Annotated in this window: 10 protein-coding genes and 1 tRNA gene; 4 read left to right on the top strand and 7 right to left on the bottom strand. The window is 45.2% G+C overall.

Going from position 1 to position 12727, the window contains the following annotated elements:
• Genes lolB1 through dut form a run of 3 tightly spaced genes read right to left on the bottom strand, consistent with a single transcriptional unit; the run spans position 1 to position 3110 of the window.
• Complete coding sequence (lolB1, locus tag C9991_RS02620; protein WP_106811060.1) at positions 1-876, bottom strand: lipoprotein insertase outer membrane protein LolB1; 876 nt, start codon at positions 874-876, stop codon at positions 1-3.
• Positions 873-2660 (bottom strand): tetratricopeptide repeat protein, encoded by a 1788-nt coding sequence (locus tag C9991_RS02615; RefSeq protein ID WP_157949339.1) that lies wholly within the window; start codon positions 2658-2660, stop codon positions 873-875. The genes lolB1 and C9991_RS02615 overlap by 4 nt, the downstream gene beginning before the upstream one ends.
• Positions 2661-2672: 12 nt before the next feature.
• Positions 2673-3110 (bottom strand): dUTP diphosphatase, encoded by a 438-nt coding sequence (dut, locus tag C9991_RS02610; protein ID WP_106811058.1) that lies wholly within the window; start codon positions 3108-3110, stop codon positions 2673-2675.
• Between the two features lie 143 nt (positions 3111-3253).
• Here dut and dgt point away from each other — a divergent pair, with 143 nt between their 5' ends.
• On the top strand, positions 3254-4591 hold the full coding sequence (gene dgt, locus C9991_RS02605; protein WP_106811726.1) for a dGTP triphosphohydrolase: 1338 nt from the start codon (positions 3254-3256) through the stop codon (positions 4589-4591).
• Positions 4592-4850: 259 nt separating this feature from the next.
• Here the strand turns inward: dgt and pckA are convergent, their stop codons facing one another.
• Positions 4851-6452 carry a phosphoenolpyruvate carboxykinase (ATP) gene (gene pckA, locus C9991_RS02600; protein ID WP_106811057.1) on the bottom strand — a complete coding sequence of 534 codons (1602 nt, stop codon included), beginning with the start codon at positions 6450-6452 and terminating at the stop codon, positions 4851-4853.
• Positions 6453-6878: 426 nt separating this feature from the next.
• On the opposite strand from pckA, the gene upp reads away from it, so the two are divergent.
• Positions 6879-7535, top strand: a complete 657-nt coding sequence (gene upp, locus C9991_RS02595; RefSeq protein WP_106811056.1) for a uracil phosphoribosyltransferase — start codon at positions 6879-6881, stop codon at positions 7533-7535.
• A gap of 319 nt (positions 7536-7854) precedes the next feature.
• On the opposite strand, the gene C9991_RS02590 is transcribed toward upp, so the two are convergent.
• The gene (locus C9991_RS02590; RefSeq protein WP_106811055.1) at positions 7855-8298 is read right to left on the bottom strand and encodes a GxxExxY protein; all 444 of its coding nucleotides are present in this window, start codon (positions 8296-8298) and stop codon (positions 7855-7857) included.
• A 289-nt stretch (positions 8299-8587) separates the two neighbouring features.
• On the bottom strand, positions 8588-10282 hold the full coding sequence (locus tag C9991_RS02585; RefSeq protein ID WP_106811054.1) for a Na/Pi cotransporter family protein: 1695 nt from the start codon (positions 10280-10282) through the stop codon (positions 8588-8590).
• Between the two features lie 132 nt (positions 10283-10414).
• On the opposite strand from C9991_RS02585, the gene C9991_RS02580 reads away from it, so the two are divergent.
• A complete protein-coding gene (locus C9991_RS02580) occupies positions 10415-12076 on the top strand; it encodes a nucleoside kinase (RefSeq protein ID WP_106811053.1) in 1662 nt (553 codons plus the stop codon).
• Between the two features lie 75 nt (positions 12077-12151).
• Positions 12152-12222, top strand: a tRNA-Gln gene (locus tag C9991_RS02575).
• Positions 12223-12472: 250 nt separating this feature from the next.
• Here C9991_RS02575 and rpsT read toward each other — a convergent pair.
• On the bottom strand, positions 12473-12727 hold the full coding sequence (gene rpsT / locus C9991_RS02570) for a 30S ribosomal protein S20 (RefSeq protein WP_094879283.1): 255 nt from the start codon (positions 12725-12727) through the stop codon (positions 12473-12475).

Below are 12727 nucleotides of genomic sequence, written 5' to 3'. Positions count from 1 at the left end.
TTACTGAATTGAGAGGAGCTTCTTCAGTATGTCTTGTGCTTCAATCTTCTTATACTTAGACGATAGATTAGTTTCTATGTCCCAGTCGGATGTGGTCTTTGGCGACGACATCTTGACGCTTATTTGTGCCGATTGTGCTTTGCCGCCGATATTGGTTTGTACGGCAAACTGCTGAGTAAGAGGAAACGACTTGCCAGATATTGACTTGAAGTTGGCATAATTCCAAGTGAGCGACGATGTTCCATGTTGCTGGCTCTTGTACGATACTATGGCTTTCTCTATCAATGCAGTGGCTCGGTTGGCTGTCCACTGGTAGTCGATGGCTTTGTTGTGAAACTCAACGGGCACAGTAGTTCCTACAGATGCGATGTCGCAATCGAATTGTTTGAGTTGGTTATCCGCAATTTTCTTCTGTCCTGGTAGGAATAGTTCGTTCCAGAATAGCGACTGCAGCGAGTAGAATGAAATGCCGTTATCTGCAAGGAAACTCACCTCCTTGTAAGATGCCTTGATGTACTCTTTATGATAGCGGTCAACTAACAATACATACTCAGGTGTGAAGTCGATGCGTGCAATCTCTGTGCGTATTATAGGCAAAAGCAATTGCAGACGTATTATAGCGTCGCGTCGCATTGACAGTTTGCCGTCACAACTGATATCCTTGCCCTTGCCTGTAAGGCGGAAGTCGGCCGATGCAACGATGTTTGTGGCAGAAATGTGGTTGTTGTTTATGCGGTGCAGAAACTCAGTTTGTTCGGCCTTTTGTGTTTTTGTTATCGATATTGAGGGTGTGTTTGAACCATCGCTAACAGTTTTCTTGCTGGCACACGAGGCCAACAATATTGCTATGGCGATTATAGAGAGTAATCTTTTCATTGTTTCTTGTTTTTCTTAATTTTTCTTTCAATTGCAGCCTTGTCGCCTCCAGCGTCTATGGCTTTCTGCCAAAGTTCTGCTGCGCGGTTTGCATTGCCACATTTGTTATATATGTCTCCAGCGTGCTCGATGACTACAGCTGATGGCCCTTGTGTAGAGTCGGTGTCACATTCGAGCGCTCTGTCTATATATGCCTTAGCCTCGTCGCAACGATCTTGAAGAAACAGAATCCATGCATATGTGTCGAGATATGTCGAGTTTGTAGGCTCAGCCTCTACTGTCTTCAGGCTCATCTGTTCTGCCTTCTTCAGGTCGCGGTTCTGCTGAGACAGATAATAGGCATAGTTGTTTAGTGCCACCACGTTGTCGTCCTTCCATTGCAGGCATGAGTCGTAGGCGGCAAAGGCCTCTTCGGGTCGATTCTTCTTGTATAGTATGTCGCCCATTATGGCATAGAAGTCGCTCACAATGTCGGGATCGCTTTTGTCGTTAATCTCTCCCACACCACGTTTGAAGGCGTCAAGAGCGTCGTCATCGCGGTCGGCTTGGAAGTAGGCCATACCCAAGAAGTAGTAGAACGACATCTCCTCCGGATTGTACTGTGTGCCTTCTTTGCTTAGTTTTATAATCTCCTCCCAATTGTTCTTGGACCAAATGTTCTGTATGATATTGATGCGGGCTGTAGCGTTTTCGGGCTCAATGGCAAGTGTTTGAGCAAATGTGGCGTTGACCGAGTCGGTTGACATCTTCTTCAGCTTCATATACATCGCCTTGAGATTGATGATGTCTACCGCCTTAGGCGAAGCTTCGATTGTGCGGTTGAAGAGTGTAATAACTGGTAGACTGTCGCCACCTTGCTGCTCACTCTCGCGTATTGCCTGTTGCAGCATGGCTGTCTTGGTCTTTATTTCGGTCTTTGAACTGAACAGAATCTCGTCGCGCAGATGGTCGGCCGAATCGTTGTCGCCCGCCGAACGGTAGTAGTCGTAAAGCGAACTAAGTGCAAATTCGTTTTGGCTATCGTCCTTCAGGGCACTCTTAAATAGGTCGAACGCCTCTGTCTTGCGGTCGTGGTTCATAAGCCAGTTGCCCATCATTACCTTGTAGTTAGGCTCGTTGGGATGCTCATCATTAAGCTTCTTGAGCATACGGTATGCGTTCTTGGTATCCTTGCGTTGCTCGTAGATGTTCATCTTGAGAAACGTGGTCTCGTCGCTCTCGCCATCTACCTGCTCCATACGTTCTATTGTGGACAGCATATGGGCATAATCCTTCTTGGCACCGTATAGACGGACGAGCAAGTCGAGCACATCGCTGCGGTCGTGATGATGTTTGTACAGACTCTCATATGCCTTGATGGCGCTGTCATAGTCGCGTCGTTTGATGTATGTTTCGGCTACACTCTCTTGGTAAGTGTCGTTGCCAGGTTGGAGCTGTGCGGCTCGCTCTAGGCATATATTGGCAAGCGAGTCGTTGCCAGTGTCGGCATAATGAAGCGCACGACGATAGTAAGGCTCGGCGGCATTAGGATTAATGGCGATGCAAGAGTCGAACTTTGCCATAGCAGCCGAGTCGTTGCCAGCAAGTTGGTCGTTTACAGCGTCAAGGAAGAGTCGGTCAAATAGGGGAGTAGCCGCAATCAGCGAGTCGGCAGAGATTGTCATAGTGTCTGCCTCTGGCGCTGTGCGTCGCACCTGATTGTTGCTGCTTGTAAGGGCTGAGGCAAGTGCCGGGACGATGGCAAGCAACACCAATAGTGTGATTGGACTTTTGTATATCTTCATTTGTTTCATTTTTCACTTCACTCCAGTATGTCCGTATCCGCCGGCTCCACGTTCGGTGTCGTCAAGTTCCTCAACCTCCACAAACTCGCCTTGCTCGTGTCGTGCAATTACCATTTGGGCAATACGTTCGCCAGCTTCAACTGTAAAGTCTTCGTTGGATAGGTTTACAAGCAGTACACCAAGCTCTCCACGGTAGTCGGAGTCGATTGTGCCTGGTGAATTAAGTACGGTTATACCGTGTTTAAAGGCGAGTCCAGAACGTGGACGCACTTGTGCCTCGTATCCTGGAGGCAGGGCAATATAGAGACCAGTAGGAATGATGCGACGCTCTAATGGATGTAGCACAATGGGTTCAGTAATATTGGCGCGCAAGTCCATACCGGCACTCTCGGGAGTGGCATATGCAGGGAGCTGCTGTGAGCCACGATTCACTATTTTTATCTTAACCATTCTTGTTTTGTTTCTTTTTATCTTGCAAAAGTACTTATTATTAATGATATAACGGATAATTGTGACTTAATTTTAGTTTCTATTATCCAACTTTTGTACCTTTGCACATACAAGACGGCATAAGCGCCGCCTCGTTATTCATTATGAACTGGCAACAACTCATATCCAACAAACGCTTGGGGCAGGAAGTAAGGCATCCCGAGCGACACGACGACCGTTCTGAATTCAAGCGCGATTACGACCGCCTTATCTTTTCGGCTCCGTTCCGGCGAATGCAGAACAAGACACAGGTGTTCCCCTTACCTGGAAGTATCTTTGTACACAACCGACTGACACACTCGCTGGAAGTGGCAAGTGTGGGCATGTCGCTTGGTAATGATGTGGCACGTGTTTTAAAACAACGCCATCCAGAACTTGCTGGAACTCTGTTTGAGGAGATTGGCACAATCGTTAGTACTGCATGTCTGGCCCACGACATGGGTAATCCGCCTTTTGGACATTCTGGAGAGAAGGCTATTCAGGCCTATTTTCGCGAGGGTGGGGGACAAGCGTTGCAAGAGCGTATAAGCAATGAGTTTTGGAACGATTTGACTCATTTCGAGGGAAATGCCAATACCTTCCGACTGCTAACCCACCGCTTTCACGGCAGACGCGAGGGTGGATTTGTTATGACATATTCAACCTTGGCGTCCATCGTTAAGTATCCTCACTCGAGCTTGTGTGTGGGGAAGAAGGGCAAGTTTGGATTTTTCTGTTTTGAGGAAGAGTATTTTCGTAGGATAGCCGACGAGCTGGGAATGATTAGGCTATCTGCCGACGACGAACTATTGCGTTATGCCCGCCATCCTTTAGTGTATCTTGTCGAGGCAGCCGACGACATCTGCTACGAGATAATGGATATTGAGGATGCCCACAAATTGCGCATCCTTTCGTTCGACGAAACGATGAAGCTGCTACTTGGCTTCTTTGACGAAGCTCATCGACAGAAGATAATGCAGCGTATAACCGATGAGGGCATAACCGATAACAACGAAAAGGTGGTATATATGCGTGCTTGTGCCATTGGACTGCTTGAGAGTGAATGTGCGCGCACGTTTGTGGAGAATGAGCAGGCAATACTTGATGGCGAGTTTGTTGGGTCGCTTATTGACCATGTTTCGCCGCTTGTGCGTGATGCGTATAAGCATTGTACCAACGTGAGCTTTGAGCGAATATACAACTCGAAACCGGTGCTTGATGTGGAACTGTCGGGTTATAAGATAATGGAGACGTTGATGGAAACGCTGACAGAAGCCGCGGTTAGTCCGGAGAAGTTCCATTCTGAACAGTTGCGCAAAAGATTCAGCAACCAGTATGACATCAACAGCAATGACTTCGAGACTCGCATCATGGCGGTAATCGACTTTATATCCGGTATGACCGATATATTTGCCCTCGACATCTACCAAAAGATTCAGGGTATATCACTGCCGATTGTATAACGCATAGGCAAATGGGCATATTTGGGGGTAAGGCTGGTATCTTGACTGTGTTTTTGGGTAATATATATTCAACGGTCAAGTAATATATATTAAATGGACAACTAATATATATTAAATGGTCAAGTAATATATATTATTATTCTAGGCTGATAATTAGTTTTGTCACATTCGATTCTTTATATAACAAAAAAGGTCTGTTTCCGTATTACCAGGAAACAGACCTTTTCTATTTAGTCTTTATCGCAAATAATCTTAGAGATTAGAGCTGAGGACCAGCAGCAACAAGAGCCTTACCAGCCTCGTTGTTTGTGTACTTAGCGAAGTTCTTGATGAAGCGAGCAGCGAGGTCCTTAGCCTTCTCCTCCCACTGAGCAGCCTCAGCGTAAGTGTCGCGTGGGTCAAGAATCTCAGTAGCAACACCAGGAAGCTCTGTTGGAACCTTGAAGTCGAACATCGGGATCTGCTTTGTTGGAGCCTTGTCGATGTCGCCGCTCAAGATAGCGTCGATGATACCACGTGTGTCGCGGATAGAGATACGCTTGCCAGTACCGTTCCAACCAGTGTTAACGAGGTAAGCCTTAGCGTTGTTCTTCTTCATCTTCTTAACGAGCTCCTGAGCATACTTTGTTGGGTGCAACTCCAAGAAAGCCTGACCGAAGCAAGCTGAGAATGTAGGAGTAGGCTCTGTGATGCCACGCTCTGTACCTGCCAACTTAGCTGTGAAGCCTGAGAGGAAGTAGTACTGAGTCTGCTCTGGAGTAAGGATAGATACTGGAGGCAGTACACCGAATGCGTCAGCTGAAAGGAAGATAACCTGCTTAGCAGCTGGTGCAGAAGAACCCGGCTTGATGTTGTTGATGTGGTAGATCGGGTAAGAAACACGAGTGTTCTCAGTTACGCTCTTATCAGCGAAGTCGATCTTGCCATTAGCGTCAACAGTTACGTTCTCGAGGAGAGCGTCACGACGGATTGCGTTGTAGATGTCTGGCTCAGACTCCTTGTCAAGGTTGATAACCTTAGCGTAGCAGCCACCCTCGAAGTTGAATACGCCGTTGTCGTCCCATCCGTGCTCGTCATCACCGATGAGGAGACGCTTCGGGTCGGTAGACAATGTTGTCTTACCTGTACCAGAGAGACCGAAGAAGATAGCTGTGTTCTCACCGTTCTTGTCGCAGTTAGCTGAGCAGTGCATAGAAGCGATGCCCTTCAATGGGAGGAAGTAGTTCATCATAGAGAACATACCCTTCTTCATCTCACCACCGTACCATGTGTTGATGATAACCTGCTCCTTAGATGTTACGTTGAAAGCAACGCAAGTCTCTGAGTGCAGACCGAGCTCCTTGTAGTTTTCTACCTTAGCCTTAGATGCGTTGTAAACAACGAAGTTAGGCTCGAAAGACTCAAGCTCCTCAGCTGTAGGACGGATGAACATGTTTGTTACGAAGTGAGCCTGCCAAGCAACCTCAACGATGAAACGAACAGCCATACGTGTATCCTTGTTAGCTCCGCAGAAACCATCTACTACATAGAGGTTCTTGTTGCAAAGCTCCTTCTTGGCGATATCCTTAACCGTTGCCCAAACCTCTTCAGACATCGGGTGATTGTCATTCTTATATTCCTCTGAAGTCCACCATACAGTGTCCTTAGAGTTCTCGTCCATTACGATGTACTTGTCCTTAGGTGAACGACCGGTATAGATACCTGTCATTACGTCGACAGCACCGAGTTCAGTCTGCTTACCTACCTCGAAACCTTCGAGACCTGCTTTTGTCTCCTCTTCGAACAACTTCTCATAAGACGGATTGTGAGCGATTACTGTAGAACCAGTAATTCCGTACTGTGTCAAATCTAACTTTGCCATTTTTTTTGAAAATATTATTTAGATGTGAATATAGATCAACTTCCGTAGGCCTGGCTCCTCTATTGCCTGATCGGGGCCGTCGTTTCTGCTCAGGCGACTTTCATTGTCTTTGTATAAATATGTGTAAGTCGGCACGACGTAATTGTCGTTCCTTTTATTTACCACCGCAAAGTTATGAAAAAACTATAAGATAACAATGTTTCTGAGTGACAAAATTTGCTTGGGTGTAATCTTTTTTATGTTAAAATATCGCAAAATCTAACATCTGTGTGCGGTTTGCAATTTACACGTTGCAAATTAATGCGGATTTATATGTAATTTTGCATGGTTCAACTTGCGCCTTAAACCTATGGGCGCATTTTTTGTAAATATACGGACCTATGAAAAAGCAACTTGTTTGAATAATTATAAACACAACTTATAGCTATGAAAATTATAGATTTTAGCAAATCAAACTCCATCATAAATAAGTATATGGCGGAGATGCGTGACAAGGATTATCAGACCAACCGTCTGTTGTTCCGCAACAATATTATGCGTGTGGGCGAACTTATTGCCTACGAACTTAGCAAAACTTTCGACTATGAGGAGCGTGACGTGCAGACTCCATTGGGTGTGGCTAAGGTGAATGTGCCTACAGACAAGCTGGTGCTTGGCACTATATTCCGTGCCGGATTGCCTTTCCATCAGGGTTTCCTTAACATATTCGACCATGCAGGCAACGCCTTTGTTAGTGCTTATCGCGAGTACGAGGATGCCGACCATACAAAGGTGGGCATACATGTGGAGTATCTTGCCACTCCTGACCTTAACGATGCTACATTGCTTATCGTAGATCCGATGCTTGCCACAGGCGGCTCAATGGAGATGGGATATAAGGCTTTGCTTACTAAGGGCAAGCCTAAGAAGGTGCATGTGGTGTGCGTAATGGCTGCGCCGGAGGGTATTGAACATATCCGCAAGACATTCCCTGAGGACACTACTATATGGTGTGCTGCTGTTGACCCAGGTCTTAACGAGCATAAATATATTGTGCCTGGATTTGGCGATGCTGGCGACTTGTGCTACGGAGGAAAAATATAAGGCTCCTTGCGCCGTATACCGATGTATAAAATTTCTATTGGGAAGCTTATCGGCGAGTGACTTAAAGGAATGTATTGCAGGGCTTTGACAAAAACCGACAATACACCCTATTGTAGGCAAAACCCTTTGGGCTTCAATAAAAGGATTGAAGGATGGTCTTACGAGAGCAAGCTCTCGACACCCATCCTTCAATCCTTTTATTTATGCAGCAAGCTGCACTTTGCCCACAATAGGGCGATAAACATAAAAAACATTGGCGCACAACTTGACGCTATACTTTTTTTCACACATTTAAAACCCATTAGAGTCTTTTCCTAAATCAGAACATATACATTGTTTCTGTTTCTGCATCAAGATAATAATGCTCACTTTGGTCGCGCAATGGCGAAAAGTTCCAAAGAATTCCTATTCTTGTTTTAGTAAGTCGCATATAGTTCCAAAGCTGTTGTCTTTGCTCTGTACCCAGACATTCTACAGCTTTACATTCAATAAAAGCCTTGTTCTTTACATAGAAATCTACATAATGCTTATGCTTTATCTTTTGCCCATGAAAATCTATAGAGAAGTAATACTCCCTAACAAACGGGATATTGCGTTCATTCAAAATTATTTCCAATGCGTCTTGATACATATATTCATTGAGATAAGGCCCCAACTCACGATGTACAGTTTGACAGCAGCCATTAATACCATAACAATATTGCCGCAATTGTTGAAGCAACGAGGGATTGTGTTCGGATAGCTTTTTTATATGATAATTCATAATAAAATGTTATTGATATATAAATTCATTAGACAATAGTTCAATTGGAAAGATATGCGCCAATGTTTTTCTTGTTTATAGCCCGATGTGGGTATAGTTCTGCTTTTGCAGAACCGATAATAAAACAAAAAGGAAGACTGTCGAGAGCTTGCTCTCGTTAGGTCTTCCTTTTTGTTTTATTATCGAAACCCGAAGAATGAGGGTTTTGCCCACATCGGGTGTTTTTACTGTTTTTGTCAAAGCCCTGCCAGAGTTTCAAGCCCCCAACAAGACTTTGTCTTGCAGTTTATTATGCCTCGCGCTGGCGTGTGCCCATACGGGCTTCAACAACATTCACCACGTAGTCGCCAAGCTTCTCACACTCTGATACGATGTCCATGTACATAGTACCTATAGTGTAGGTGTACTTATGGTCGTTTACATCGTTGATGTTTTGCGAGCGCAACTGGTTGCGATAGTTGTTAATCTCGTTTTCAACGTTGAACGAGCGGTTTACGTCAAGATTGTCGCGGCGACCGGTAAGCATAACGTTCATCTGTGTAAGCGAATCGTCGGTAAGCTCGAACATCTGATGCAAGTGCTCGTACTGCTGCTCTGTGAAGTCTTCTTTGCCTTTAAACTTGCGGCTTATAGTGCGTGCAAGGTTGTAGCAAGAGTCGCCTATCGACTCAATCTCTGTTATCTCGCGAAGCATAGCACGTATCTTGGCCTTTGTTTCGTCAGAGAGATGAGCGTCGGACACGTTGTCGAGATAATTGGCTATCTCTATCTCCATGTTGTCTGAAATGCTCTCGTACTTCTCGATACGAGTAAAGAGCTTTGTAAACTGGGCGTCGTCCTTAACGCCAAGCAACTCTCTCACCATACCGAACATACGCTGTATGCGCTCGGCAAACGACTGTATCTCCTTCTGTGCCTCAAGTACCGAGAGCTCAGGAGTCTTCATGATAGCTGTGCCACCGATATAGCGCAGACGGAAGTCGTCCTCGTCTTTCTTGGCAGATGGCTTAATAATGTAGCATACAAAGCGCTCCATTTGAGGTATGAGCCAGATAAGAATACTGGTGTTGCATACGTTGAATGTTGTGTGGAATGCGGCAAGTACCACAGAAAGACGTGTTGCGTCGATGTGGTCGGCATGCGGATCTACACCTACAAAACTGCATACCATATCGATGAATGGATAGAAAATGCAGAGAACCCAAATAACACCGAATACGTTGAACGTTAGGTGTGCCAAGGCTGCACGGCGAGCCTGTGTGTTGGCTCCCATAGCTGCGATGTTTGAGGTTATGGTTGTGCCGATGTTCTCGCCCAATACGAGAGCAATACCCATATATATAGGTAGTACTCCACTAGAACAGAGCACCATGGTGATAGCCATAAGGGCTGCCGACGACTGCATGCAGAACGTCAATACGGTGCCAATGCCAAGGAATGAGAATATCGTGGCATAGCTGTCTTTGTCGAAGGAAGAGAAGAAATCGATAACCGACTGGTTGTGGCTTAAGTCCATTTCCTTGCCCGTTGCACCCAAGGTGGAAATGGCGAAGAACATAAACGCAATACCAAAGATAAAGTCGCCTACATAGCGGCGCTTCTTGCTGTAGATAAGTAGCAAGGCAAAGAAGAATGCGGGGAACACAAGGTCGGCCATGTTGAATGAGAAGCCTAACGTCATGATCCATGCCGTGAACGTGGTACCAATATTAGCACCCATAATAACGGAGATTGCTTGGGCAAGTGTTAACAATCCTGCGTTGACGAATGATACGGTCATCACCGTCGTCGCGGTAGACGACTGCACCGAAGCTGTTACAAACATACCAGTCAGCAGACCAGTAAAACGGTTGGTAGTCATTGCTCCAAGGATATGGCGAAGCTGCGAGCCAGCCATCTTCTGGAGAGCCTCACTCATCACCTTCATACCATAGATGAGTAGAGCCAATGATCCGATGATCTTAAAAATAATCCAAATCGACATATTTTAATTTTATTTAGTGGCAGTATTGCGCTTTGTGTCGAAAAACGGAGTATCTTTGCTATTCCGAAACATTAGGGAGATGTTGTCTGCCCACTTCGGTTCAGAGTATTAACCCTTAAACGTGTAATCAGAATGAAACAGTTGATACAAATCCGTTGCAAAAATAATAAAAAAACTTTAAAAGTAGAAACGGGAAGTAATCTTTCTGATATTTTTAGCAAGTTAAATATAGGTATGCCCTATCCGCCAGTTAACGCCAAGGTTAACAACAAGGTGGAGGGAATGCACTATCGTGTGTATAATTCGAAGGATGTGGAGTTTTTAGACATCACAACACCATCGGGTTCAAGAGCCTATACACGCACGCTTTTCTTTGTGCTTTGCAAGGCTGTACACAAGCTGTTTCCTGGCAGTAGGGTGGTGATAGACATACCTGTATCCAATGGTTATTATTGCGACTTGCGTATTGGTAGACCATTGACGGTAGACGATGCAACGGCCATTAGGCAGGAGATGCAGAGCATCGTAAACCGTGCTATACCTATTCGCCGGCATGAGGTGCCTACAGAGGAAGCTATTGCTATGTTTGAGAAGTATGGCCATCACGACAAGGCTTTGTTGTTGCGTACAACTGGCAAGCTGTATACATTATATTATGATATAGAGGGGTTTGTTGACTATTTCTATGGTACAATGCTTACCAATACGGCACAGCTCACTTTGTTTGGTGTAGAGAAGTATTATGACGGATTGCTTTTGCGCATTCCTTCTATGAGCAATCCTATGCAGCTTGGTACGCTGATACGTCAAGACAAGATGTTTGAGATATTTCAGGAGCATCACCGTTGGCAGCGTTTGCTCGGCATGTCTACTGTGGGTATGTTTAACGAAGCTGTTAGTCAGGGACATGCTACAGAGATAATAAATGTGTCGGAGGCTTTGCAGGAGAAGAAGATTGCGCATATTGCCGAGGAGATAAGTAAAAGGGAGAGTGTGAAGATGGTGCTTATTGCAGGCCCTTCGTCTTCGGGCAAGACAACAACGTGCAAGCGTTTGAGTATACAGCTTGTGTGCAATGGCATACGGCCTGTGCCAATATCGCTTGACGACTATTTTGTTGACCGTGAGCTTACACCGCGTGATGAGAAGGGCGAATACGATTTTGAGTCAATCCATGCTCTTAACCTTGAGTTGCTTAACAAGCAGCTTGCACAACTATTCCGTGGCGAGGAAGTGGAGTTACCAAAGTATAACTTTATTAAAGGCAAGAGCGAGCAGAGCGGGGTCAAGATGCGTATGCATCCTGGTGATGTGCTCGTTATAGAAGGCATACATGCGCTTAATCCCGAATTGACAGCCCAAATAGATGACGCTCTTAAATATCGTGTGTATGCATCGGCACTTACCACTATACTCCTTGACGACCATAACTATATACCTACAACGGATAATAGATTGTTGCGTCGCATTATTCGCGATGATAAGCAACGTGGATGTACGGCTAAAGACACTATAGGACGTTGGGCTTCGGTGCGTGCGGGAGAGAATAAGTGGATTTTCCCATATCAGGAGAATGCCGACGCAATGTTTAATACGGCTATGATTTACGAGCTTGCTGCTATCAAAAAACAGGCTGAACCTTTGCTTGAACAGGTACCGGAGAATTGTGACGAGTATGCTGAGGCTTATAGACTGCGCAAGTTTCTTGGGTATTTCTCTGCTATAGATCATTCGGCTTTGCCACCTACATCTCTATTGAGAGAGTTCTTGGGAGGTAGCTCGTTTACATATTGATAGAAAAGTAAATGTGAAAAAACAGGTAAAAAATTTGGCGGTGGAATAAAAAATTACTACCTTTGCACTCACGATTGTCCTATGGTGTAATGGTAGCACAACAGTTTTTGGTTCTGTTTGTGGTGGTTCGAATCCGCCTGGGACAACATAATGAGGGCTTTCTCTTTATAGAGGAAGCCTTTGTCGTTTTATGTCGCAAAGGAAAAATTGTGGTGGTTCGAATCCGCTTGGGACAACATAATGATGGCTTTCTCTTTATAGAGGAAGCCTTCGTTGTTTTACGTCGCAAAGGAAAAATTGTGGCACATCGTTGATGTGCGTTGTGTTTCCTAAAACGCAAAGAGGTCGTTAATCTTAAGATTAACGACCTCTGTATGGGTTTGATAACAAACTTGATTAAGCGAGCTTGCTGATATGCAGGCACAAGCTTGACTTCAAGTTTGCAGCCTTGTTCTTGTGGATGATGTTAGTCTTAGCCAACTTGTCCAGCATTTTCTGAACAGAAGGATAGAGCTTTACAGCCTCTTCCTTGTCCGTCATGGCGCGCAATTTGCGGACAGCATTGCGCATCGTCTTTGCGTAGTATCTGTTGTGCAAAGCCTTAGCCTTGTCCTGACGGATTCTCTTAAGTGATGATTTGTGATTTGCCAT

This window comes from Prevotella merdae (assembly GCF_900290275.1).
GTDB classification, from domain to species: domain Bacteria; phylum Bacteroidota; class Bacteroidia; order Bacteroidales; family Bacteroidaceae; genus Prevotella; species Prevotella merdae.
This window is presented reverse-complemented; position numbering and strand designations above follow the sequence as displayed.